General features: G+C 51.9%; 26 protein-coding genes. 20 read left to right on the top strand and 6 right to left on the bottom strand.

Annotated elements, in window-relative coordinates:
- Positions 1-2: 2 nt before the first annotated feature.
- Complete coding sequence (locus tag ACP92_RS17420) at positions 3-1,031, bottom strand: NADP-dependent oxidoreductase (protein ID WP_013235442.1); 1,029 nt, start codon at positions 1,029-1,031, stop codon at positions 3-5.
- Positions 1,032-1,118: 87 nt separating this feature from the next.
- On the opposite strand from ACP92_RS17420, the gene ACP92_RS17415 reads away from it, so the two are divergent.
- A complete protein-coding gene (locus ACP92_RS17415; RefSeq protein WP_048348606.1) occupies positions 1,119-1,685 on the top strand; it encodes a TetR/AcrR family transcriptional regulator in 567 nt (188 codons plus the stop codon).
- Positions 1,686-1,776: 91 nt separating this feature from the next.
- Here the strand turns inward: ACP92_RS17415 and ACP92_RS17410 are convergent, their stop codons facing one another.
- A complete protein-coding gene (locus ACP92_RS17410; protein WP_041311099.1) occupies positions 1,777-2,526 on the bottom strand; it encodes an SDR family NAD(P)-dependent oxidoreductase in 750 nt (249 codons plus the stop codon).
- A 78-nt stretch (positions 2,527-2,604) separates the two neighbouring features.
- Here ACP92_RS17410 and ACP92_RS17405 point away from each other — a divergent pair, with 78 nt between their 5' ends.
- From ACP92_RS17405 to ACP92_RS17395, 3 genes are all read left to right on the top strand, one after another.
- Positions 2,605-3,177, top strand: a complete 573-nt coding sequence (locus tag ACP92_RS17405) for a TetR/AcrR family transcriptional regulator (protein WP_013235439.1) — start codon at positions 2,605-2,607, stop codon at positions 3,175-3,177.
- A 148-nt stretch (positions 3,178-3,325) separates the two neighbouring features.
- Entirely contained in the window at positions 3,326-3,766 is a 441-nt protein-coding gene (locus ACP92_RS24370; RefSeq protein WP_013235438.1) for an immunity 50 family protein, read from the top strand.
- Positions 3,767-4,223: 457 nt separating this feature from the next.
- The gene (locus tag ACP92_RS17395; RefSeq protein ID WP_013235436.1) at positions 4,224-4,877 is read left to right on the top strand and encodes a hypothetical protein; all 654 of its coding nucleotides are present in this window, start codon (positions 4,224-4,226) and stop codon (positions 4,875-4,877) included.
- Between the two features lie 274 nt (positions 4,878-5,151).
- Here the strand turns inward: ACP92_RS17395 and ACP92_RS17390 are convergent, their stop codons facing one another.
- Together ACP92_RS17390 and ACP92_RS17385 are read right to left on the bottom strand one after the other, a co-directional pair.
- Positions 5,152-5,835 (bottom strand): hypothetical protein, encoded by a 684-nt coding sequence (locus tag ACP92_RS17390; RefSeq protein ID WP_041311093.1) that lies wholly within the window; start codon positions 5,833-5,835, stop codon positions 5,152-5,154.
- Positions 5,836-6,029: 194 nt separating this feature from the next.
- Entirely contained in the window at positions 6,030-6,962 is a 933-nt protein-coding gene (locus tag ACP92_RS17385; RefSeq protein WP_013235434.1) for an NAD-dependent epimerase/dehydratase family protein, read from the bottom strand.
- A gap of 108 nt (positions 6,963-7,070) precedes the next feature.
- On the opposite strand from ACP92_RS17385, the gene ACP92_RS17380 reads away from it, so the two are divergent.
- Complete coding sequence (locus tag ACP92_RS17380) at positions 7,071-7,964, top strand: LysR family transcriptional regulator (protein ID WP_013235433.1); 894 nt, start codon at positions 7,071-7,073, stop codon at positions 7,962-7,964.
- Between the two features lie 67 nt (positions 7,965-8,031).
- On the opposite strand, the gene ACP92_RS24700 is transcribed toward ACP92_RS17380, so the two are convergent.
- Together ACP92_RS24700 and ACP92_RS17375 are read right to left on the bottom strand one after the other, a co-directional pair.
- Entirely contained in the window at positions 8,032-8,379 is a 348-nt protein-coding gene (locus ACP92_RS24700) for a hypothetical protein (RefSeq protein ID WP_013235432.1), read from the bottom strand.
- Positions 8,380-8,564: 185 nt separating this feature from the next.
- Positions 8,565-10,193, bottom strand: a complete 1,629-nt coding sequence (locus ACP92_RS17375) for a methyl-accepting chemotaxis protein (protein WP_013235431.1) — start codon at positions 10,191-10,193, stop codon at positions 8,565-8,567.
- Positions 10,194-10,951: 758 nt separating this feature from the next.
- Between ACP92_RS17375 and ACP92_RS25100 the strand changes: the two genes are divergently transcribed.
- From ACP92_RS25100 to ACP92_RS24670, 15 genes are all read left to right on the top strand, one after another.
- A complete protein-coding gene (locus tag ACP92_RS25100) occupies positions 10,952-11,245 on the top strand; it encodes a hypothetical protein (protein ID WP_216665927.1) in 294 nt (97 codons plus the stop codon).
- 753 nt (positions 11,246-11,998) lie between these two features.
- Positions 11,999-12,286, top strand: coding sequence for a toxin-antitoxin system YwqK family antitoxin (locus ACP92_RS24360; protein WP_013235430.1), 288 nt, complete (start codon positions 11,999-12,001; stop codon positions 12,284-12,286).
- Positions 12,287-13,041: 755 nt separating this feature from the next.
- Positions 13,042-13,398 carry a DUF2750 domain-containing protein gene (locus ACP92_RS25315; protein ID WP_013235428.1) on the top strand — a complete coding sequence of 119 codons (357 nt, stop codon included), beginning with the start codon at positions 13,042-13,044 and terminating at the stop codon, positions 13,396-13,398.
- Between the two features lie 50 nt (positions 13,399-13,448).
- Positions 13,449-13,826 carry a hypothetical protein gene (locus ACP92_RS24695; protein ID WP_013235427.1) on the top strand — a complete coding sequence of 126 codons (378 nt, stop codon included), beginning with the start codon at positions 13,449-13,451 and terminating at the stop codon, positions 13,824-13,826.
- A 56-nt stretch (positions 13,827-13,882) separates the two neighbouring features.
- Positions 13,883-14,266 carry a hypothetical protein gene (locus ACP92_RS24690; protein ID WP_013235426.1) on the top strand — a complete coding sequence of 128 codons (384 nt, stop codon included), beginning with the start codon at positions 13,883-13,885 and terminating at the stop codon, positions 14,264-14,266.
- Between the two features lie 100 nt (positions 14,267-14,366).
- Positions 14,367-14,786, top strand: a complete 420-nt coding sequence (locus ACP92_RS24685; RefSeq protein WP_013235425.1) for a hypothetical protein — start codon at positions 14,367-14,369, stop codon at positions 14,784-14,786.
- 88 nt (positions 14,787-14,874) lie between these two features.
- Positions 14,875-15,216, top strand: a complete 342-nt coding sequence (locus tag ACP92_RS17365; protein ID WP_013235424.1) for a hypothetical protein — start codon at positions 14,875-14,877, stop codon at positions 15,214-15,216.
- A 398-nt stretch (positions 15,217-15,614) separates the two neighbouring features.
- The gene (locus ACP92_RS17360; protein ID WP_013235422.1) at positions 15,615-15,848 is read left to right on the top strand and encodes a hypothetical protein; all 234 of its coding nucleotides are present in this window, start codon (positions 15,615-15,617) and stop codon (positions 15,846-15,848) included.
- 179 nt (positions 15,849-16,027) lie between these two features.
- Positions 16,028-16,378 (top strand): hypothetical protein, encoded by a 351-nt coding sequence (locus ACP92_RS17355; RefSeq protein ID WP_013235421.1) that lies wholly within the window; start codon positions 16,028-16,030, stop codon positions 16,376-16,378.
- Between the two features lie 497 nt (positions 16,379-16,875).
- Entirely contained in the window at positions 16,876-17,178 is a 303-nt protein-coding gene (locus ACP92_RS24680) for a hypothetical protein (RefSeq protein WP_156181804.1), read from the top strand.
- A 247-nt stretch (positions 17,179-17,425) separates the two neighbouring features.
- On the top strand, positions 17,426-17,686 hold the full coding sequence (locus ACP92_RS17345) for a hypothetical protein (protein WP_232284861.1): 261 nt from the start codon (positions 17,426-17,428) through the stop codon (positions 17,684-17,686).
- Positions 17,687-17,777: 91 nt separating this feature from the next.
- Positions 17,778-18,431 carry a hypothetical protein gene (locus ACP92_RS24675; RefSeq protein WP_156181803.1) on the top strand — a complete coding sequence of 218 codons (654 nt, stop codon included), beginning with the start codon at positions 17,778-17,780 and terminating at the stop codon, positions 18,429-18,431.
- 723 nt (positions 18,432-19,154) lie between these two features.
- A complete protein-coding gene (iteA, locus tag ACP92_RS17335) occupies positions 19,155-20,324 on the top strand; it encodes an anti-phage ATPase IteA (protein ID WP_013235416.1) in 1,170 nt (389 codons plus the stop codon).
- On the top strand, positions 20,296-22,626 hold the full coding sequence (gene iteS, locus ACP92_RS17330) for a S8 family anti-phage peptidase IteS (protein WP_013235415.1): 2,331 nt from the start codon (positions 20,296-20,298) through the stop codon (positions 22,624-22,626). The genes iteA and iteS overlap by 29 nt, the downstream gene beginning before the upstream one ends.
- A gap of 203 nt (positions 22,627-22,829) precedes the next feature.
- Complete coding sequence (locus tag ACP92_RS24670; protein ID WP_156181802.1) at positions 22,830-24,524, top strand: hypothetical protein; 1,695 nt, start codon at positions 22,830-22,832, stop codon at positions 24,522-24,524.
- Positions 24,525-24,975 lie beyond the last annotated feature (451 nt).

The following is a 24,975-nucleotide window of genomic DNA, read 5'->3' as shown; positions in this document are numbered from 1 at the left end:
GCTCACCCTTGATCGATGACGGACAGGACGATCTTTCCACGGATATGCCCTTGTGCCGCGCGCTCATGCGCCTTGCCAGCATCCTGCAGGGCAAACGTACTGTCGATGGCGACGCGGACTACCCCGCTGTCGAGCAGGCCGGCAAGCTGCTGAAGTTGCGCGCCGCTTGAACGGACCTGTGTCGTCGAGACATTGACCCCCAGTCTGGCCGCTTCTTCTGCGCCGGAGAAGCCCAGCGGGAATATCGGAAACAGCGCACCACCTCGTTTGAGCGTGCGCAAGAAGCGCCCCGAGGCCGGTCCGCCGACTGCGTCGATGACAAGGTCGACATCACTGAGCACGTCTTCAGCGGCACTTCTGGTGTAATCGATGAACTCATCAGCACCCAGGTCGCGCAGGAACGCCTCATGCCCGCCCGAACCGATGGCGATGACGCGCGCCCCTTTCCATTTCGCCAATTGCAGCGCGAAATGGCCCACGCCACCCGCCGCACCGTTGACGACGACGGTCTTGTCCTTCAGCGGCACGGGTTCATGCCGGTGTGGCTGGAGCGGATTCTGTATATCGTGCCCCAGCTCGATCATGAACTGCCATGCGGTCAGCAAGGACATCGGCGCCGCAGCAGCCTGCGCGTGGCTGATGCGCTGGGGCTTGAGCGCGATCTCGCTTGCCGCAACGCTGACGTATTGCGCATACGCCCGGCTGCCACCAGCCAGGCCGCTGGGGAAGCGCACCATCGAATACACCTCGTCGCCGACAGCAAAGTCCTTGACGTCATCGGCCACAGCCTCGACTACCCCGGAAATATCGGTGCCAAGGATCAAGGGGAAGGCGACCGTCGGCTGCCATTCTGGCGGCAACATCTTGTAGCCTTCGCGCAAATACCAGTCAGGCGGATTGAGGCCAACCGCGTGCACGCGCACCAGCACCTCCCCAGGTTGCAGTTCGGGAACGGGGGCGTCTTCATAGCGCAGGACCTCGGGTCCGCCGAACGCATGCTGTTGGATGGCCTTCATGGTTGCTGGCGTCATGGCTTTCTCCTTTTGACAAAATGGGGTATCGTGATCGGAACAGTGCTCCGAATATACGGAGCTGTGTTCCGTTTGTCAAGGAGCCCTATGCGCGCAGATGCAAAAAAGAACTACGACCACCTGTTGAATGTTGCCAGGACGGTCTTCATGGAACAGGGAAGCGATGCTTCCTTGCGGGATATCGCCCGCCGAGCCGAGGTCGGCCTGGGCACGCTGTATCGCCATTTCCCGACCCGTGAAGCCCTGCTGGAGGCACTGCTGCGCTCGAGCTTCGAGGCCTTGGCCGAGAGGGCCGATGAGCTGCAGGCCGCGGACGATTCCGCTGCCGCGCTGATGGAGTGGTTGCAGGAAATCATTGCCTTCACGCACGAGCATCGCGGCGTGATTGCGCCCATGGTGAGCGCCATCGAAGATCATGAGTCCGCGTTGCACGCCTCATGCGTCAGCTTGCGCGCCGCAGGCGCCGCGCTGCTGTCTCGCGCGCAGGCCGATGGCAAGGCGCGCGCCGACCTGGACGGAGCAGAACTGTTCGACCTCATCGCAGCGCTGGCCTGGCTGCGCGAGCAGCCTTCCCATGCCTCGCGGGCAGATCGGATCTTCGGCATCATTTCTGGTGCGGTCCTCAATACTGGGAAATCGATTGCACGCCGTTGAGCTGGCGGGAGGAAACCGCCTTCGATCACTGAAGGCGGGTTCACCGATTAGCGCGCAAGAGCGCTGAACACTTGCACTAGGTTGTCTTGCCCTAGACAGCGACAGAGCCCCCATCCACGAACAACTCGACACCCGCGATGTAGCTGCTCTCGGCCGACGCCAGGAACAGCACCGCGCGCCCGATCTCATCCGGCTCGCCTAGACGCCCCAGGGGAACAACTTGCTTCAATACGTCTTCCATCCCGGGACGTGCCTCAAGGTAATCGCGCATCAGGCGCGTCTCGGTTCCGCCGGGCGCCACCACGTTCACACGGATTCCCCGCTCCTTGAGATCCGCCGTCCAACTGCGCGCGAACGAGCGCACCGCTGCCTTGCTGGCGTTGTACAGCGACTGGCCCGGAAATCCTTTGACGCCGGCGACGGAACCGTTGAGGACGATTGCGCCCCCTTGCGACATCAAAGGCAGCGCCTTCTGCACGCTGAACAACAGTCCGCGCACATTCAGGTTGAAGAGCCCATCGAAGTCTTCTTCTCCGATCATCCCCAACGGCTTGGCTTCGGTCGAGGCGGTGCCGGCATTGGCGAACAGCACATCGAGTCTTCCGTGGTCGGCCTGGACGCGAGCATAAAGACGATCCAGATCGTCCAGCTTGGCCGCGTCACCTGGCACGCCGACGGCGCCATTGCCGATCTCCCGGACCGCCTGCTCGAGCTTGTCGGCCCTGCGCCCGCTCACATAGACCCGGGCGCCTTCGGCCGCAAATAGCTTGGCGGTCGCCAGCCCGATTCCCTCGCTGCCACCGGTGACCACGACCACCTTGTCTTCGAATCGCTTTGCCATGTTCATTCCTTTTAAAAGTGGAGAATTGCTCCACTTATTATGTGGAGATATCATCCACTTTTGCAAGCATCTTTGAATATGACGAACAAACTGCCCCTGACGGAAGAGCCGACCCTGAGAGCCGATGCCGCCCGCAATCGCGAGCGCATCCTGGCTGCGGCCGAAGAGGTGTTCCTGGAACGCGGGGCTGACGCTTCTCTGGACGACATCGCCAAGCGCGCAAAAGTGGGGATCGGCACGCTGTATCGTCGCTTTCCGACAAGGGAGGCATTGCTTGCCGCAACCAACGACGAGCGCCTCATGGCCTTGACCGAGGCCAGCCGGCGGCGCGACGACAAGCTCGACCCTGATGCTTCCGTGCGCGCCTTCATCAAGGATCTGGTGGCGCATGCCTGTCACTATCGCGGACTGGCTGCGGCCTTGGGGACGGTGCTCAAGAGCGGCACACCGGGGTGCCGCGCCAGCGGCGAGGAAGCCCGGCGCTTGCTCTTGCGCGCCCAGAAGGCGGGCGCCATTCGCAAGGACGTGTCGGTGGATGACCTCGTCTGCATGGTGACCGCGATTTCACTCAGCATCGAACAGGGCAGTACGACGAAATCGCGTATTGCGCATTTGACTGATCTGTTTCTGGATGGAGTGGGCGTGCGGTAAAGCTCGTGGAGCAAGTGCGGTGGTGGCGGGGAGTGACTGCGAAGCAAAAGATGCTGACCGTTGATTTGCCGCTTGGGTTGATTGTAGGTTGGCTAATAAGCGGTCGGAAATAACTCTCGGAAGCAGTTCAATAATTTAGCGTGCGCCCATGAAGATTACGGAATTCATCGATGGTTCAGAAAAGTTAGTGTCTGAACTTGGTGAGTGGCCGTCATTTCACGATGATGAAGTGGTCGCTGTTCTTCTTGATCGTGAAGCAGGCCTCGACCCTGAAGAAAAGGCATCAATGCGCCTTAGTATTCATGTCCGAAGGTATGAGCAGATTGGAATTGGAACGTCTCAGTATCATTTGAGTATGAACAAGAACATGCTTGTGCATCTCGTCTTTCTGGGAATTCACGATCTCGCAATTTCAAACTTCGGCGTTCAGAACGTTATTTCGTCACTCGAGATCTCCGTCGATGCGTCGGGAAATACGCGGGTAGCGAGTGTAAGCATCGAGTCCTCTTGGGGCATGGAGGGAACATTTAAATGTAAATCGATTTGGGTGGAGGCGATAGAGATGCTTCCTCTCGCGGAGGCTCCGTAGTCAGATGTTGTCCTATTTCCTAACATTCCCAGAAGTAGAAAAATTAGCCTGCAATTGGGCTAAGGAAAGCGGCCTATACATCTTGGCTCATACTAACAATATGGAATAAGGCCAGGAATTGAAACGTCTTTGGTGAAGTCTGCAATCGGACATTGTCAGCACATTAAAACGCTCGCGGATTGCGGGCGTTTTGTCTCGAGCGCTTGATTATAAGTCCCGGGCAGAATTCAATAAAATTAGATGTATAAGCTTTTTTTGCTTCGCAATGGGGAAATTTGACACCTAGCAAGCTCTGATTGGGCATCGGTCGTGTAAAAATCGCGAAGCGGAATTTTCGTTGCCGGATGCAGATGTTTGCTTCGGCCGCCGAGGTCTGTAAGCAGATCTGCAACTGAATCACCTCAGATAAATTTTCTGCTACAGTTCTCTAAAAATAATCCCGGGGGAAATAATAAAGATGTCTTACAAAAGTGCTGTTCTTTGTCTGCTTGCCATATTGCTGACTGGTTGTGCCGTATCGAACGTGGATCGCAATTTTTCGTTGGATAACAATCCGGATCAAGGCATCGTCATTGCCTCGGTTTCCTTTGATCGCATCGGATCCCGAAATTTTCAGGCCATGTTCTATCTGGACGAAGACATTCCCGGTGCGCCTGTCCCGGCCAGGCGTCTGGAGGCGCTCGCTGAGCATGTGACGATTCGTATGGGAAGCCAGTTCAAGGACAGCTATGGTCAGGTCCTCGCCATTTCATTACCCGCTGGCAGGCATACTATCTCATCATGGCGTCTAGTCCGCAGCGCTGGATATACCCTTTCGCCATCGGAGAAGATGGTCCCCCTGGAGTTTCAGGTAGAGGCCGGCAAAGTCCAATATATTGGCAATCTGCACCTGAACCTCGCCGAAGGCAACAACGTGCTCGGCCTTCCAGTAATAGCAGACGCATCTCCTGAGATCCGGGATCGCCAGGATCGAGACTTGGCCATCATCAGAAAGAAGTATCCGCAATTCGCCGGTCGCACGGAAATCAGACTGCTGCCACTGGGAACATGGGAAGGTGATAGAACGACCCGTCGGGTGATTCAGCCCGCAGTCACAGTGCCGGTGAAATAAATCAAAGCGATTGTTTCGGCTTCGCTGAAGAGGAAGATTTTCGAAGTGGATAAGACTTCCAGCCGGCTCCTGCTTTGTCGACAGTTCAATGGAAAGATTTCTGATTGCGTGAAGGCCTGCACTGGCCAAAAGAGGTCATCTCAATAAAATGGCCCAACTAGCAGGATGACCAGGCTTCATATCGCGAGCAGGGTAATGCCTGCTGTTCATATCCGTATTGACACCTTGGAGCTGCCTTTTTGAGCGGGCTTTTGGTCGGGCATTACAGCCGCTTCTACGAAGCCTTGGACTCTGACGCTTGCAATGACGCGGCACGCAAACGCCCGGCCGCTTCAATGGCTTCCGCGAAGATGTCATGGATGTTTCGCGCCGTAAAGGATGGGAGCATGGATTCCGGCGCTCCAGGGCCTCCCGAGCCACCAATGCCGGGCTCAAAATTGGCATACCTGATTTCCACCTTTCCTTGGCCCTTCAAGGCTTGGGCGATCTCTTCCAGGCGCTCCTGAGGATTCAGGGCGGCGTCACTCAGCCCGGGAATGGAATTCTTTACGGAGGCATAACCGCCAGCATCATTGACTTCGGCAAATAGCTTGCCGTTGACCAGTACCTGCCCGACGGTCTGGTATTGGTGATCGCGTGCGTACTGCGAGCTGATCTGATTGCGGGCCGCCTCCTCTTTGCCGCGGACCTCCATTTCCTTTATCAAGGCTTCCGGCATTTGATAAACGACGGGGTTCAAGGAACTGACCAGGGTGGCCGGGCCCGTCAAACGATACGGACTTGCAAGCTCATCAGTCTTTCCCTCAGCGTCGCTGGCTTTCTGCAAGGCCTTGGAGGAAATCGTGACCTTGGCCGAATCTTCTGCCTGGCTGGTGGCCGGATCTGCTGCGGTCTGAGGCAAAGGAGAACTCAGCTTGGCGGGCGCTTGGGGTGAAGCCTGGGTGCCGGAAATGATCATCGCATTGGTTCCTTGAGAGGTAATGCGTGAGTACACGCATTGAGGGGGCATCTGCTACCGGCAGTATGAGAAAAGTCTAACTGTTTAAAGGAGGGAACAAACCTGAATTTCTCCCGCATTTCACCGGAACAGTTGTCTTGTCATCCCGACATCGTCGTCCTTGGCCCTCGCGCGACTCCGATGGCCAACTTACCCTAGCCCATGAGCGCCTTGCGGATGCCATCAGCGTAGGACGTCTTTTCTATCGGTCCGATCAACTGCTGAAGCGCCGAATCATCCATGATCACCGGCTGCGTCTGCAGATAATGCATCTCCACCAGCTCGCGCATCACCGGATTGAACATGCCGATGAGCCGCAGCATGGTTTTTCCCACCACACGGGTTTTCAGCTTGCGTCCGGTCTGGCGCTCCATTTCGGCAACCAGCGCTTTTTGCGTCGTCACGCCCGCGCCAGCCAGGTGCCAGATCTTGCCGAATGCAGCCGGGGTGCCGACCAGCTTCGCCACGACCGGTCCGACGTCAGGCACGAACACGAACTCGTGTGGACGATCCAGTGGCCCGATCATGTCCGCCGTGCCGCCTTGCGCAGCCGCCTTGATCGCACCATGCAACAGGCTGGCTTCGACGCCGGGGCCGTAGAAGTCCGGCAGGCGCAGCACGGCCGCGCGGATGCGCCCTTCGGTGTGCGCTTGCATCAGCAGATCTTCCTGCGCCTTGCGCATGCGCCCCTTGAAGGTATGCGGCGCGCGCGGGTGGTCTTCGCGCACCGGGGTGGTCTGCGGCAAACCGTAGGGGTACACCGTGCCGATCAGGAGAATCTGCCTGACGCCAGCGCTGATGGCGCCGGCCAAGGTCTTGCGCATCAGTTCGGGATGCAGCTCGAACCGCGTGTAGTGGACGCCGACCAGGTAGATCAGCGTGTCGATGCCGTGCGCGGCGGCTTCCACCGAAGCAGGTGAATCGGGGTCCCAACTGACGATCTCGGCGCGCGGGTCTGCTCCGAAGGTCTGGCGCAAGGTCTCCTCGCTGCGACCTACAACGCGGTAATGCTGGCCTTGGGCGCTGATGGCAGAGGCGATGCTTCGACCGATGGCGCCAGCAGCGCCGAACAGGGCAATCTTGGACATGGGATGCTCCTTGCTTAGGGTGTGGTTGGAAGAGACCCCATTGTGCGAAATTGACGCGCCAATGAAAATTGCATAAATTAGCCTAGCACCTATACATTAATTAATACCATGGCCGATATCGAACCTAACTGGGAGTGGTACCGTAGCTTCCTCAAGGTCCTGGAGACGGGATCGTTGTCAGCGGCCGGACGCGAGATGGGCCTGACGCAGCCGACCGTAGGCCGCCATATCGAAAACCTGGAATCGACGCTGGGACTGAAACTCTTCGTCCGCTCCTTCGACGGTTTTTCGCCCACCGATGCTGCCCTGGAACTCAAGCCCTATGCGGCCGCGATTGCCGCCAACTCGGCCGCGTTGCGCCGGGCTGCCAGTAGCCAGGGTAAGGAAGTACGCGGTACGGTCAGGCTGACCGCCAGCGAAGTCATCAGCGTGGAAGTGCTGCCGCCTATCCTGGCGGCGCTCAGGCATCGACATCCGGAGCTGCGCGTCGAACTGGTCCTGTCAAACAAGGCCGATGACTTGCTGCAGCGAGAGGCGGATATCGCCGTGCGCATGTTCCGGCCGGCGCAGGATGCGCTGGTCGCCAAGCGGCTGGGCAGCATTGAATTGGGGCTGCATGCCCACCAGTCCTACCTCACGGTCCACGGCGCACCGAAATCGGTTGACGCGCTGGCCGATCATACGCTCATCGGCTTCGACCAGGAAAGCGCCTATGTGCGCAACGTACTGAAGCAAATCCCCTGGCTGTCGCGCGCCGCCCTGGCCTTGCGCACCGACAGCGATCTGGCGCAATTGGCCGCCATTCGCGCCGGCTTCGGCATCGGCATCTGCCAGGTGGCGCTAGCGGCGAGGGACGTTGCCCTGGTGCGTCTTCTGCCCAGGCAATTCGCACTCAAGATGGAAACCTGGGTAGCCATGCATGAGGATTTGCGAGCGAGTCCACGCTGCGCTGTGACATTTGCGGCGTTGGTGGCAGGATTGGGCGCTTATATACGCAGTTGAAAGTGCGGCGAGAATGTTCAGGCCCCAAGGTAAGAATTGCTGTGCCTGTCGACCATATCGAAACCGCCTAATGAAAAGGGCCGAGGTCTTCGCCCTTTCCATCCGAGCGAGCACATGATTTGCGGTTTTCTTCAATGAATAGCAGAAATTCGGCATGCGCTCTTGCTGCGGTCAGCAGCTGAAATAATCTCGGCTCCGAAACCGGGCAGGGGACGCGGGCTTGAATTTCCAGACTGCCAAAGATCGCTCGGATATCTTCCGGCTCCGCACCTGATGCATGCATCTCAATCAGGCATTTTCTTACTTTCTTTCGCACCAGATCGCCTACCAGTTCCCCCTGTTCCGCCTTATTTCCTAATGCACGGATTTCCTGCACATAACGATCAACTATCTTTTCCCACACTGCCTCCAGCATGCGCCCTCCCTGTTTATCTCGCTCTTTATACACGGTTGAACCGATGAGCTATATCGGGAAGAACCTGATAGCCGAGCGCTAGGGATGTCCCTACAGGGGGAGGCCGAGATAATTGCCTCGCTTCCTTGGCAGAACGCCCGCTTGGTGCGGGCGTTCGTTTATTCAATTCAAAAAGGCGCAGAATCCTAGTTAAGTAGGGGCAGATTTCCCGTCACGTGATGGGCGTGAGCGGGCGCGGACGCTTGGGAATAGCCTGATTGGCGTGCTTGTTGGGCATCCAGTCGGAAGGTCGCGACCAGCCCCGACAATGCACCAGCCTGCTCCTTCATGGAATTGGCTGCTGCGGCGGCTTCTTCCACGAGTGCCGAATTTTGTTGCGTGGCCTCATCCATGTGAGTGATCGCGGTATTGACTTGGGTAATCCCGTGGCTCTGTTCCTGGCTGGCCATTGATATTTCGGCAACCACATCCGTCACCCGCTTGACGCTGTTGACTACGTTCTCCATGGTTTGCCCAGCTTGCTCCACCAGGCTGCTGCCACGCTCGATCTGGCTGACTGAATCATTGATCAATTCGGTAATTTCCTTCGCCGCGGTCGCGCTGCGCTGCGCCAGACTGCGGACCTCCGATGCCACAACCGCAAAGCCGCGTCCTTGTTCCCCTGCACGGGCGGCTTCCACCGCCGCATTGAGTGCAAGGATATTCGTCTGGAAGGCGATACCGTCGATGACACTGATGATGTCCACGATCTTTCGCGAAGACGCGTTGATGCCATCCATCGTCGTCACCACCTGGGCGACCACTTCGCCTCCTTGACTGGCGACCTCTGAAGCAGAAACGGCAAGCTGACTTGCCTGTTTTGCGTTGTCAGCGTTTTGTTTGACGGTGGTCATCAGCTCTTCCATGGCGGACGCCGTTTCTTCCAGCGAGCTGGCCTGTTGTTCGGTTCTCGACGAGAGATCAAGATTGCCTGAAGCGATCTCAGAGGAGGCCTGTTCGATAGTGAAAGTGCCTTGCCGGACCTGGGCAACAATCGACACCAGACTGTCACGCATGTTCTTGATGGCAAACAAGAGGCTGGAGTTGTCTCCAGTTTTGGTCTGGACGTTTGCGGTCAAATCGCCGTCGGCGATCTGCTGCGCGATCTGCGCCGCGTACGTCGGTTCTCCGCCGAGTTGTTTCAGCAACCCTCGTGTAAGAAGGACGGCGATGAGGATGGAAATGACGACCACAACGAGCGTCAACACTGCAACGGTAAGAGCGGCCAGTTGGGCCATTTTGTCCGTCGCATCCTGGGCCCTGTTGTTTTCCGCTTCTACCTGAGCAAGGACGGTCCCAATATCCGAGACGATCTGGCGCCGCAAAGGGCTGCATTCATTGACAAGGAAATCACGATACTCCTCGGATCTCCCGCTTTCGCGATAGAGCCGAGGACGCTTGAGTTCTTCCGCCATCTGCAACATCCCGGATCGCACTTTTTCAAATTCCTTGTTCCCGGCGAACAGGGGCCCGAGATCTTTGATGGCCTTCAGATATAACTGCTTCTGCTCATCCACGATCGCCAGCTCTTTCTGAGCGTCGGCGTCACTGCGGAAAACATAGGCATTACGAGCGGCGATGCCAGTCTGATCCAGGGCTTCCCGCGCAGCATACAAGGGCGCCAACTTTTGATCTTGTACAGCGAGAACGGCTTTGATCGAACTTGTCAGGGCGCGAATACTGCTTAACGATATGCCCGAGACGAGAATGGTGAGAACGACCAGCGCCCCGAACCCCAGCGCAAGCTTCGTGCCGATTTTCATGTGTTTGAACATGGAACCCCCTTTTATGGTTGAAATTGAATGCGAGCTATTTAATCCATATCAAAAATCCGAGTGTTATCCTTCCTGGCTAAACCCTTCAAGATCAGACCATATGGAGTTCTCGAATTTTCCCTAAGAGCAAAAGTGTGTGTGTTATTCCACAATAAAAACGAGTAATTAAACAAAAGAGCGAAGGTCGGTGTACAGTTGGTAGCTTTTTTAGAAAATTTCTTCAGCAAACGGAATCGTTCGCAAGCTTACGCATGGCAATGGCTGCCAGCCGGGCCGGCTATTTTTCTGCGGGACTTTGATGCGCGGGCGGTTGATCGTCTGAGCGGTCAGCAGCTCTATAACGCAACGATGATGGCCTGCGGTCTTTGGGGAGAGTCCACATGTTCGCTTCCGAACATCGCTCCGGTCTGAAAAAACAGTTTCTCGCCGCTCCGTCTGGCGGGACTCTTGCCAGTGAACACACCTCTCGGGTCACCGTTCAAGCCAAGGCCGCGCCCTTCAGGAACTCGTGATGATGGCAGAGGTATTGGTCGAGACGAGAAACGCTTTCCTGCGGCCTGAGTCTTCCCTGTTGAGCTTGTAGTTATCTGCAATAGTTCTTATATTGCAGGAAAGCGAAACCCATCATTCTGTGATGTATCTGCAGAGCTGGCGATAATACTTAATCACACACAACGTTATTAAGCCGCGCACCCATTCCACGTGCAGACGGAGGCGCGACACCCGCGACTCCCCCGCCTAAACCCTAAGGGCCGCTTGTGGCTTCATTGACCTTTAATTATTCCTACCGCGGGTTTGAAGTAATGATCGTTGGCTATGAAATTGGCGGCGGTTGGCGATTGGCCATAGAGCTGAAAAAGGGAAAGAGGGTCGAATTGCTGAGGGATACTGCAAACGTCTATCCTGACTTTGCCAGCCTGCGCAGTATGGGCATATGGACCGCCCAGTTAAAAATTACTGCGCTTGAGCAGTCTGAGAGTTCTAGTGCCCTGGATCCTGGGGTTTCTGACCAACACCCGAAGCCAATTGCAAAATCTGGTCAACCGGCCTAAGTTCCAGGTCTTCGCAACAATCTATGCATTGCCTGCACCGGGCTGAAACGCAATCAAGCCAACTCCGAAGAGTTGGCTTGATTGCTTGATCTTATTGGCGCTGACGGGCGGAGTCGAACCGTCGAACTACTGATTGCGGAATGGCTACCCTAGTGGCTGACAATTTATAACAAACAGCAGGTTAGGGTGGGGAGGCCGGGCTATTCAAACCATTAGCAGGCATCGGTAAGTACTTGATTTAATTGGAATGGCTTTCGTCTAATTACCCTCAAATAGGCAGGCGTCGCGGGCGGTGATAAAGTGCGATGCACTGCATCCGCAATCGGACAATATCTGTGCTGGAAAGCACTCAAGTCTTGGGGGAATATGGTGATGAAAAATACTGACACCTGTCCAAAATGCGGCTCAAGCACGCATGTCCGTAGGAAAACAGTCCTCATTGGTCGAGCGAGTCCGAAGGCCCTATTTTTAGAGGAGCGCGCTGGGTATAGGCGCAAGGATCAACTCGCAGTGGATGAATGCAATCCAGAGAAAATCAGCGATGCACCTCTGGAGCAATTTGTTGAGGGGTATTATTGTTCCGTCTGCGACCTCGGCTTCGTCTCCGACGAGATGCGGGCCAAGTAGGATCGCCCGGACTAACTTCGCATTTATTCCGCTATCGGCCAGAAGCGGACGTCGGTTAAAGCATAGAGCGATGAAATAGCCAGAAAAACTATGAGTAAGCCCCCGATCCATTAACGATCTAACACCATGGCGGAACTGAACATTGCAGAAATCCCCTACGAGACTGGCGAATTGAAGTTTCGATATTCTCGCTATCTTTCACGAGATGGCTCAAGATGGCTGAGGCACGGTCTCTTCCGCGCCTACTATCCATCGGGCGAGTTGCAGTCCGACGGGAATTATGTTGACGGCCATGAGCACGGCACTTGGCGCGATTTTCATAAAAATGGTCAATTGGCAGCAGAGGGCCAGTATGAGCACGGAGTCGAGTCCGGTGAATGGAAATATTGGCGTGAGGACGGGAGCTCGGAATGAAATCTGACTTAATGGACGCCCGCTTACGGCCAGAAGCGGACTCCTGTAGCCCTAGCTCTTGCGGTCATAAATTGCATATCCGAAGAACCAGATATTTTCTATGCGACTCCCGAGCAAACCATTGCCTACGTACTCGACTTGGACTCTTTGCAACCTTGCTGGAATGGCGCTTTACTTGCTACTAGCATCTCGCATATGGCCAATCGATGGTGAGGAGGGAACTCCTGGCGGTCCGGGAGATGCCTTCTATGTATTCTTCGTACTTTGGCCATTTCTCCTCATCATTTTGGTGATGCACGTGATATCGTTTTTTCGCATCATCCGCACTGCTGAAAAAAGAAGGAGTGCACTACTTGCATGGATCATTGTTGCAGCGCTGTGGGGAGGCGTGCTCCTGATTGATCAAGCCAGACACGCATATGTAATTTCTGAAGAATATTCTTAACAGATGTTTTAAGGTCCGCTTCCGGCCAGAAGCGGACATCCTCAGCGCAAAAAACGCCCGCAGGTCGCGGGCGTTTTCTCGTGCGGAGCGCCTGATTACAAGTCCGGTGCGAAAACTATAGAAATCAGATAGCTAGGCCGATTTTTGCTTCGCAATTGAGAAATTTAGAGCCTCGTAAGCCCTTATTGGGCCTCGGTCGTTTAAAAATTGCGAAGCGGAATTTTCGTTCCAGAATGCGATTGTTTGCTAAAGTCTCCAATGTCCGCAATCGGCCAGGTGCTACCTTTAATTATTGATAAAAATTTAAGAAATGGGGATTTCATCAGCTCACGCAACTGCGTTCTATTCCGAAGTCGCGGCGTCGAAGGTAATTTGGACAATAAGAGACGCTGCAGGTTTTCCTGCGCCAAAATCAACTAGCAGCGGCCGGGCAATACCGTTTTGGTCGTCTGAATCCAGAGCGACTTTGGTCGTGAAGAATGTCTCGGCATATTTTGGTTTCAAAATCGTTGCAATCAGTCTGGATGAATTTTTCGCTCGCTGGATTCCTGGTTTGGAGAACGATGGTCTATTGGCAGGCTTGAACTGGTCAGGCGAACGAGCAACCGGATACGATGTTCTTCCCGGGGACTTATCACGCAACCTCGAAGCTGCATGCCATCGATAGCTGTTAGGTGGTGCCCAGAAGCCGTCATTGTTACTTATTAATTTTTACAGATGACCGACTTTGTAATTTTATTTCTTGGTGCAACGACTGGTGCCGTGGTGTTTATCCCTTTGGGCGTGGGCATATGCGCGCATCGGCATACTGAGGCCGGCATTCCTCTAACCACGCAAAATGACTTCATTCAGTTGCTATCGTCTCCGCCTCGTGATTACACATTTTTCGGGAAATTAGTGTTTGCATGTCTAATGCTCGCGTGGTTGTGTGTTTTCTTCGGTGCTTGGTATTTGCCGTTTCTTGGTGCAAGGATGTTAGATCTGCCAGCAGACTCTCCAATCATCGGTAAATCTATCTGGTTGGCATTTGGTTCTGGAGTAATTTTCTTTGTTAGTGGTTATCGCTTCTGGAGAAAGCGCGCATATTCACTATGATCTGCCGAGGTCCGCAATCGGCCAGAAGCTGTCTTCCCCCCCTATGTTGAGACTCTATGAGCATTTACCGCCGAGACGACGTATCGCCTGAATGGGAGCCGATCCCATTGGATATAGAAGGAGCGACCGCGGATGCACAAGAATTAGGCTTCCACGAGCGTGCAATGAAGAAGATCTCTTGGTTGGCTACTCCGTTCGATAACTTCCCGCAGAAAGGTATTTTTGGACAAAGCCGTGATTGGTTTGTATCGAATGAGATTGCTTTCTATGCCACTTTTGATAGCGAGGATCTGATCCTGATCCAAAATACTTGGCATGGTTTTCCAGACCCTCCTGAATGGAGGTTAGCCTCAAGACCCGTAGATCAAGCTAGCGCATCGTGGTCTGAATGGGGGCACTTCTCTGATTTACCTGCTCTTTGGAATATGCCGAGAATTTAAGAAGCTAGGATCAGTGATCAGTTAAGACGGCTATTCGTGAAGACCGCAATCGGCCAGAAGTGGTCAATCCTATGATCAAAAATTTAGTAATTTCTCTGAAATGAAGAAATTGGAATGGTATGAAAATCGGATATTGTGGCGTGCGAGAAAAAATCGCCTTGAATCTTGTTTGTGGAATGGTTTTTTAATTTCGAACGAAGTGGCGGCGAGGAAGATACTCGATGCAACAGAGGGGTACGAACAGCCATTGCTTATCTTTTGGCTCAATGACGATGTCTGGACGGTGCTTACTGCCAGGTTTTTGCTCGGTAGAATTGATGGCGTATTTGCATCAGTCGAGCTCGATAATTTAGGCGAAGTATCAACCGCGAACGACGGTAATTTACATCCGCAGGAGTTGAAGAAGCGAGCGGAATATATCGAAGTTGGACTTGCAAAAACACGATTTTGGACAGATCCTGGAATCAACCATTTCTTACTGAGAAATATCTTAGGTATGTTCCCGATTAGGATGCCGTAGTTTTCGCGGAAGGATAATGACGGCTCAATGAACTGACGTCTTCCATCGGCCATAAGCAGCCGCTCACGTCTTAATAGAATAGGAAACCATGCCATCGCCGATTGTCATTTTGCTTGATTCTTGGCCCATACCAAGTAGTTCCTCTGAAGTCACTTTATTAGCGACCGAGACAAAATTGTGTTTGCGATACTTCACCCAAAGAGATGAAATCGCCCTGATTCAATTTCCATTGGTCAATTCATTCCGCTTTGGATCTCCAAACGATGAGGCACTAGGTGGGCATCCACTTGCCCAGTTCGGTCTAAAGCGCTACAGCGTTCATCGGATCGAGAATTCTTCCTGGCTTGCTGAACTTGATCGACGGAACGCTGTGCATCCAAATCATGACAGCAGCAGATTTATGGCAGCAGCAGATTTATGGCAGACCTAGTTCACTATGTCTTCACGTTCCAAGATTCGACCTTGGAGTGTGCCGTAAGGGAGGGGGAATTTTGGGCTCCAACGATAAAGATATTCTTGTCCGGTGAAGAGGCAAAGTCAGACTGGGCAGCACTTGTCAAAACGACATTTCAATAAGGCCGCTTCCGGCCAGAAACGGACGTTGATCAAAGCATAACCGCCTTCGTTCGAAAGTACGGTCTGGCTATCTTCCATTCCGAAGATCCATGCCAAATCCGCCCCTCTCCGGGAAGTGATCATAAGTTCAAAGACTGCAGGCCTTAAAGATCTGGCATTTGAGTGCACAGTCGCGCCAAATTATTGCCTCACAGGAATTTAATCAATTAAACTCACATGGTTGATTCCTAAATTGATAAAAAGGGTGGGGTAATGAGTACAGTAGGAACGGGAGTGTTGCTTGTGGGGCTGGCGGTAATGGTGGCCGCACAGGTATATGTGACGCTTAAGACGTTTACGGTAAGTGCTTCAAAAGGCGTGTTGTGTTTTGTGATTCCAGGATATGCCTTCTTGATTGCTAAAAGGCACGGCTTCTATGGGAAATTCCTGTTGGCTTATATCTTAGGAATTCTCGGCATGGTGATTGGCGGGGGGATTCTGTCTTAAGCTGAAGCGGCAGATCTTATCAATCTCATGCATTAGAGAATTTGGCGTCATTGGCAGCGAAAATTCACGGAGCTTGCTGAGTCAGTTCGTTTCCGATGGACGTCCGTAAACGGCCAGAATCGGACTACATGGGAAAAGGCCCTCGGCAATCCAATGGCTAACAAATTAACTAAAGAAAAATGGCTTACGAACTTCACATCGAGCGGAAGCATCATCCTCTGACCATTGACGAGTGGAATGCCGCGGTGAGCCAGTTGGACGGAGTCAGGCTTGCCAGTAAAAACACGTCCGCCGTGAATCCTTCAAGCGGTGAAGTAATCTCCATTGATAGTCATGCCGGCACCGCAGAAATACTTTTAGAGATGGGGCAATGGGTGCCTTGCTTCCATTTCATGCATGGCCAAGTTTCATTCAAAGCTACGGAGAACATTCAGTCTTCCAGAGACCTAACGCATGTCGCAGCGGCTAAGCTCGCTTTTGCTCTAGGGGCCGTCATCGTAGGCGATGAGGGTGAAGCGTACGACTGGTAAGTCGGATTCCGACATGATGCGGCATTTGACGAGAATGAAGAGGAAATGTTTTTTGTTCTCTCGCAACGTTCGGCGGCATAGGCTCCCAGTGCGAACAGACTTGCTAAAGACATGGAATATGACGTCTTCTATCGGCCATTAGCGGACGTTCCGAATCTTTAGAAAGGGCAGTATGGAATATCGGTTTCAGATTGCGTCGGACGTTATCCGTGATGGCCTAGGCGTGGAGCTAGTAGATCCCATTGGAAAAGTCCTTGCCGAAGTCTTCAGATGCGATGCTGATCATTCGCTGACAGTCTCTTTGTTTATCGACGAGCTACCATTTTCGCTGATTGAGAAACTGGTTCTCATGGCACGTACTGAACTAGGTGTTTTTGAGGATGGTAGTCCGTTGCCGAAACCGGCGTGATTGACAATCGGCCAGGAGCACTCCATTCCAAACATGGATCGACGATTCAATCATTTTGGGATCATTTACTGATCGAAGCGACTTGACCGTGAGCCAATTTGAATCTCTCCCACAATGGCAAGTTGCTGATAATCTTCGCCCAATGCCGCACAACCTTGAAATAGGTTCTCTCGTACTCGCGCCGCTTGCGGACGAATGTGGAGATTATGTCTGGCTGCTGATTCGTTATCGGACACAATATCCGGAACCAGGTGGTAGCGAAGGTGATCACCTTTACACATCGTTAGCCGAAGCACGTGTAGAGGCCGCTTCGCAGTTCGGTGTAGATGATAGTGACTGGAAAACCCTGGCGCCGAGCGACGTCCGTTGGATTGAGAAAGAGATTTGTTAATTAGCTGCTGCGAACTTCATCTTATGTTCGCAACAGTTCGTCAAAAAAGGTCCACTAACGGCCAGAAGCAGACGTCTCAGGAACCTCTCAACGAATCGCACTTGTACAGTCCGCAATCAGCCAGGAATGGTCCTTGGCGTAGTCCTATTGGTAAAAGGCCTGTAATTAAACTTCCTCATTTTCAATGAAGACAAAAATTGGACTGGTCCTTGCGACCGTCTTTATAGCGATTCAATGGCTAACTGTAATGAGCTTCATGGATCGGTCCTATTCCTGGTGGTTGAAAGCGGGGAACCGGGCTGTTTCGGACGGTATCAGCGGCACCATCTTCTTCACGATTTGTTCGGGGTTCGCCATCCTATTCCTTGCAATAATAAATGATAAATTCCGCCAATCCCGGTCAGACCTACGTTATCTGAGCCAAATTCTCATGCTGATGGGGTTGGCAGGCGTTTTGGTGTTTTGGGGCATGATCTTTTCGGCAATCGTTCTCCTTGTGAATCGCTAAAGATGTCTGTTATCGGCCAGAGGCCGACTTTCAACATCACTTCAAAAATTACAGTTTTTGACTTTAACGTCGAATGAAAAAACATCGCATAGTGATCGAGCAACTTGAGGGCCTGGGGTTTTCGTTTCTTCCTGAGCAGAAGGTCAATTCGAGTGACATAAGTTACTTCGTTTGCAATGGCTCTCGTGGTACCGACGTTGAGTCACTTTTAGCAGTCCGTTATCTTTCACGGACTCAAAGATATGAATTCGATTTTGGTTTTAACGCTTCATCCGTCCGCTCTTTTTTTGCGCATCAGATGCCGTATTTACCTTTTGAAATACGATTGGCAATTGATCAGATGAATAAAGAGAGACCGGCTTGTTGGTTCACTTGGCCGCTGATATGGGACTCTATAAACTACCGCCTGAATCTGAGTACAAAGGAACCAGATTTGCCGGATATATTCTCAGGCCCGTTCAAATTGTTTATGGAACAGGTGTTGTTGTCGGTGCGGTCTGAGGAACAGTTGCTCGATATTTACTTGTCGAATATTCCTCCATTTGAATGGAGATATGATTCAAGTCATTTTGCTCGCTTTTGCCAGATCGCTTATTTGGTGTCGTCTACAAAATCAAGGTTCGAGTTGGCGGAGCGGTGCCTGTCTGATTACTATAGGTTTATGCAAGCATCAGATCTATATGGTTCGGAACTGAAGGTGGACTTTTTCCAGGAATTGCTTGAGTTCATCCAACGACGTCAATAAGGCAATTTCACATTTGCACTATGTTCGACGGACATGGAGCTGGGCGGCTATAGAGAATCAATGTCCGCAATCGGCCAGCAGCGGACATCGAACTTGCAAGAAAAAACGCCCGCATTGTGCGGGCGTTTGTATATTCAAATCACGGGCGGAATTTGTTGTTTAGAAACAGCGAGTGAAGCTAACATAGCGCGCCTGCCCAAGGGACGGAAAATCTAGAAGTAATTTCATTAGATCAATAGTTTATGTGGATTCTTGCTCCACAAATTCAAAAAAGTCAGCGGCTCACAAAGCCGGTTATAGTCCCGCTCGATCTGGAGTTGTGGAAAAGAACTTCCGTTGCGAAATGCGATAGTAATCTCTACCGTTCGGTGAAAAACGCGAACGCAATTTTGTATATGGTATCGCCCCTGATGCTCAATTAGCAATTCTCCGTTGCCAGCACAGCAGGAACAAGCTTCCTATGCCCTTCCCACCTAACGCGCCTATGTCGGATAGCGCGCAAGTGCAAAATTTCTTTTGAGAATTATTTCAAAAAAGAAACCAATTCCCGCTACAAAAAGGGAAATCATCTGTTTCTTACGCCAAACATTGGACGCAGATATGTTACTGTGTTTTTATACAGTAAAATAACGTCGCGCGACATCGAGTCGCGAAACAAAACCATCGAAAACCGAGACGAAATGCTCTTAATCCGTTACGATGTGCACTAATTTGGAGTTAATTATGTCAAAAACAGACACTCAAGTATTTCCGCACCTCTCAGAAATCTTGAAGATTATTGATGGGGCCTTGCGGGCAAACTCGAGCATGGCCGCCAATTATGCAGGCCTTCTAGCGGACAAATTAGAGCAAGAAGGGAATCGGGAACAGGCTTTGCGGGTTCGCGAAAGGCTGGCAAGAGCACCGACAGGTATAGCTCATGCGCAAGACGCTGGAAGAATTTCTACTGGCCTACCGATCGACACCGAAAGTCGAATGCATACGGTTGATGTAAGTCATCCTATGGTTGATGCAGTGAAACTGTATCTTCCAAGTGGTGTAGATTCTAGAATCAGAGAATTTCTTAACACGGTTCGATATTACGATGCGCTCCAAGCGTCTGAGGCAGCGTCACCTCTTAGACTATTGATTTACGGAGCACCAGGCACGGGGAAAACTCAGACTGCGCGTTGGATTGCGGGTGAACTAAAACTTCCGTTACTAACAGTACGTTGCGACACGCTAATAAGCAGCTTGTTAGGCCAAACAAGTAAAAATTTGCGACAGGTTTTTGAATACGTTGAACAAAGGCCGTGTGTATTGTTCCTGGATGAGTTTGATGCGTTAGGTAGCGCGCGTGGCAATGAGAGAGACGTTGGAGAACTCCAGCGAGTCGTTATATCTCTACTTCAGAACCTCGACGCCTTGTCCGAGAATACGATAGTGGTTGCGGCTTCAAATCATGATCAACTTCTGGACAGCGCGATATGGCGAAGATTTCCTTTTAGGGTGCCACTTCCGCTACCAGATTTTCAATTAAGAAAAGAGCTCTGGAAGGAAATGTTAGGGAAGTTTTCTTCCAGTGCTCTAGACTTTGATTTGCTTGCCGAGAAGTCTGAGGGGATATCAGGGGCACTCATAGAACAGATCGTGCTTGATAGTAAGCGCACAGCAATCTTCGCTGGCGCGACCGCTATTGATCCAGCCGAATTGTTCAAGCGTCTAGGGTTATCTCTGGCATTAGTACAGCGGGTCGCTCTACCTTCATTGGAAGACGAGATTTGTTGGCTAAGGAAGTGGGAACGAAAGATATTTTCATTAAGGGAATTATCGCGTCTGTATTCAATTTCGATAAGAAAAGTTTCACAACTAACAAAGGAAGAGGATGGCGAAGAAAAGAGAGGGCATAGTTAGGGAAAAGTCTCTTCGGGACAATCCAATTGCACACATTGGGTATCAACCGTCTGATCTGTCAGCGGTAGAAGTAAATGGTGGGGGTGGAGCAAAGGAGCTCGTCCCTGTTACACCTGAGCTTAGGCGATTTTTGCGCCGCACGATTGAAAAAGCAGCATTGGAGATTGAAAGAGAGAGCAGCCTCCATCCTGACATACCTGGCATATTGATTTTTCGTCTAAGAGATATTGCAGTTGCTAAATCACATCGCCCTCTTACCATAGCCGCCGAAGCGGAAATGACCCCTGTAGGCCACGGTGCTATGGACGAGATGTTAGTAACGGCCACCCAAGTCAACCTAAGTAAGCTTGATCGGGTAGTCGCTACACGCAACGTCAAAGCGGTGCGAGCCAACATAAGCGCAGTGGAGCGCTTCGAGCCCTGGGGGCTCAAGCGGAGGTTCCCTCTGCAATGGAGGGAGATGTCGAAGAAGGAGTTATGGCAAGCCGTGATCTTGTCAGAGCGGCGCTTGAAAATCCGACTTTTCCGCTATAGCTCCGTAGAGCAGCGTACCCACGTTTTAAATAAATTCAGGGCATTACTACGGGAAAATCATATCCAGTACGAAGAGTTTTCGCATAGTGCTGGCATTCCCATTTTCTTCGTCGAGACAAACAAAAAGTTCACCCAAGAACGTTTCCTGTTACTTGCATCGTTCCCAGCAATTCGGCGAATTGAGCCCGAGCCATTGGTTTGGCCTCACGCGTCCACTCGCGGCACTCGTCAGCATGTTACTTTCACGGCTCTACAACCAAGCGCTGATTTACCTGTTGTTGCGGTCTTTGATACGGGCGTTGATCCTCTTACAGCTATCTTGAATCCGTGGATTGTGAAGCGTGACACCTATATCCTCCCGCCGGATACCGACTATGTGCACGGCACGGCAGTTGGCTCATTGTTAGTTGATAGCGCTGGATTGAATTTGAATCATACGCTAATCCCATCTTCACCTTGCCGTGTGCACGATGTATGCGCACTAGAGGTTCCTGGTTCGCGCATTGGTGACCTGATTATCCGCTTGAGGGAGGCTGTCGCCAAAGCGTCCGACGTGAAAATTTGGAATTTGTCGCTAGGAGCGAATGAAGTCTCAGACGAGGAATTTACCGAATTCGGGCGCGAATTAGATGCGTTGAGCGATGCGCATGGCGTTCTCTTTGTTGTGGCAGCGGGCAACTATGTTGATCTACCGCGTCGTAGTTGGCCCGTCACAAACAACACGTTGTCCGATAGGCTTTCGAGTCCCGGTGACTCAGTACGCGCCATAACTGTAGGTGCTGTTGCGCATTTGGAGAATGCATCAAGTCTTGTCAAAATTGGCGAGCCTGCGCCCTATTCGCGCCGGGGTCCTGGCCCCCTTTTCACTCCGAAGCCGGATCTCGCCCATTTAGGAGGAAATGCCGACCATAATTTAGACGCCACAGGTGTTGGCCTAAATGTTCTTTCTCCCGGCGGCGCTATTGCTACTTTGTGTGGTACCAGTTTTGCCACTCCTATCATATCTGCGCTAGCAGCACATACATGGAGACAATTGGAGGGAGGCGCTCGGAAACATAGATTTACTGTCACACCTAATATCGTCAAGGCGCTCCTGGTGCATAGCGCTGAAATAAATTCTCCAGAAAGGTCTGCGACAGAGAAGCGGTATTTTGGGTCTGGGACTCCTCTAGATCCGCTGAGCGTACTCTATGACTCAAACTCGAGCTTCACGATGATGTTCGAGTTGGACATAACCGAATCTACAAAATGGCGAAAGAGTCCCTTCCCTATTCCCCCCTCGCTATTCAAGGCAGGCAAATTAAATTGCGAAGTGATTATCACGGCTGCTTACGCACCCGTTCTCGATCCCAACGCGGGCGCGGAATATGTACGGGTTAACGTTGATGTTGGATTCGGCTTACTGGAGCCGGACGCCACGGGAAAAATTCAGTTTAAGGGTCAAGTTCCTGCTAAAGGTGAGCTTGGAACTACCGGCCATGAACAGGCGCAAGTCGAGTATGGCGGAAAGTGGTCTCCGATCAAGATCTATCGCAGAAGTTTTCCCAACGGCAAGTCCGGAACAAACTGGGCTCTTCAGGCGACATTACTCAAAAGAGCATTAGAGCCACGTCTCGCTAAGCCGGTACGGGTAATTATTATCGTCACTTTGCGTGCTTTAGATAACAACCCGAATATTTATGAAGAGGGTCAGAGAGCTCTCGCCGCGACCAACTGGATTAGGGAGCCACTACCCGCTCGCACTCCGATTACCGTCAGAAATCCCTAGAGTTTTATACAAAGGCCCTGTCAAGTTGGCCTTTGTATTTGGCTCGCAACGGGAGAAGTGGATAATCTGTAAACGCAATTCAACAGGCATACTAAAATTAGTTTTTCTGCACCTACATTTCATTAAGTCGAACACCCATTTGAAAGTAGATTATTTACACTCGTAGATGAAGCAGAAATAGTAAAAATATACGGGGAGAGAAATTGACTATTTTTGAAGTTATTAAAACCCTGATGAAAGACGGCACCAATCGGGATGCGTTTATCAATGGTGATGCAATATGGGAGCCATGTCCATTCTGGCCGCCAGATTTGTTTGCGGTGATTGGCACCATCGTCGAGCAGTCGGGATGTTATACATTTGCGGGTCCCAGTCTTGATGATTCCACAGAGCACAAGAAATTTTTGAGACGTGTCAAAGAAATATCCAATGAGTGGAAAAGAGATGTTGACGTCCCACGCCGCTTGCAGGCGTTATGGGAAAAGCTATTAAAAAAGTACGGCACCTACGCAATAGATGGTGTTGTCGCGCACGAAGAATTGGTACGGATTCTCTTGACTATGTTTGCTGTCGCCGACGAGGCATCGGTGGGGATTGGATGGGAGCCTGATCGCAGCAAACCTAAGTCGCCTCCGTCAGTTTTTGCCGATTATGCGATGCTGAGTCTGACGCCGGATTCAGATAGCAAAGTGTCGAAGTTGCCTCATACGCCTTATTCGGTATGTGCGTTTGTTCCTCCAGAAATGGCGGTGGTCTTGCCAAAATCAATTACGGCTTCAGTAGGGTGTACGGTGCGGTCTCTCAGTCACCATCTTGCCCTGCTGCCTGCGAGGTCTCAAGTTAAGCCTTCGTGGTTTATGGCTCAACCTTATAATGTTGCTCAAAATGGCTTGAGATTGCTGATCATCCCATTTCCGTTTACTGTTCCCGATAAATCTTTTCGATTATCGGTGGATCCTGTAGAGCTGACCAAAGGTTTGCACACGGCTGCATTTTTTAAGCTAAAGCAGATGTGGCTACTGACAAAGGATCGAAAGAGGATCAGTGGGAAGATGTTAGTTGAACATCTAATAAAACCGTTGCTCGAAAAAGCGCGTATCGTGGGAGACGGGGATATCGATGCCGTTGTGATGCCTGAGTGCGCACTTTCAGATGAGCTGGCGTACGAGGTTGCGTCCGCGTTGACAAAAGAAAATTTGCCGCTCTTGATTACGGGGACGCTCAAGAATATTAAAGGAAGAGCTAGAAACAGCGCGAGAACCTTTTCCTTTTTGCCTGGTGGAGCAGGAGGGCTAACGAGTATTCAGTCTAAACATCACCGCTGGCGATTGGATAAAAGTCAGGTTGATCGTTATGGATTGTCATTTGCCCGTTCGTCCAAATCCAGTAAGTGGTGGGAAGATATTGATATTTCTGAACGACACTTACCGTTTTATTCGATTGGCAAAGATCTTTCTTTGACAGTACTTGTATGTGAGGATTTGGCCCGTAGTGATCCGGCTATGCCAGTGATACGGGCTGTCGGTCCAAATCTCATTTTGGCGCTGCTGATGGATGGGCCTCAGCTACCTTTGCGTTGGCCAGGGAGATATGCAACGGTTCTGGCAGAGGATCCCGGCTCGTCGGTATTGTCAATTACTTGTGCTGGTATGGTAGATCGCTCTAACCAGCGAGAGCACAATCCGTTACGGTCAATTGGCTTGTGGGGCGAGGCGGGAGCCCCCATGCCAAGGCAGCTTCTGATTTCAACTTCTGAGCACGGATTGTTGTTGAAATTGAGAGCAGAGGCTACAGAACAACATACTCTTGATACCCGGGCTGACGGTACTGTGACACAAATGTTGAAATTTGTTTCTCAAACGCCACTGGCGCTAAATAACCCACCGGATTGGTTATAATTCTCTGAAGCGAATGCAACCGATAATACTTTGTTGTCGGTTTTTTTGAGGAGTCAGCTATGAGTGCAGTTCTACGTTGGGATTATCAAGGGCGTCGCAGCGTGCCCGAGGATAGGGCCGCTGTTGAGCGTGTTCTCGCGGCATTCGGGAACCAGTCCAAGAAAAAAGTTGCTTCTTCGCAGCATTCCCCGAATAAAAAGAGCTCTCCGCGTAAAGCGGCGGCCAAGACCGTAAAGAAATGACGCTCTAATTCGCCCTCCCCCAAAAGCCTGCTTTTTAGCGGGCTTTTTTTCAACTCACAAATTTCCCCCTCATGCGTGTCTACTGTCCATCTCGCACTCAAAAGTGGCTCGCGGATGCATCAAAATGCGTCAAATTTTGTGACTGCTGGACGGAACGTCGAGCAAGGCCGGACGGGCTTGGACGCTTGACGCAAATTTGCGTCAAAACC

It is taken from the genome of Herbaspirillum seropedicae, from assembly GCF_001040945.1.
Lineage (GTDB): Bacteria > Pseudomonadota > Gammaproteobacteria > Burkholderiales > Burkholderiaceae_D > Herbaspirillum > Herbaspirillum seropedicae.
Note: the sequence above shows the minus strand (reverse complement) of the source record. Positions and strands in the feature narration are given on the sequence as shown.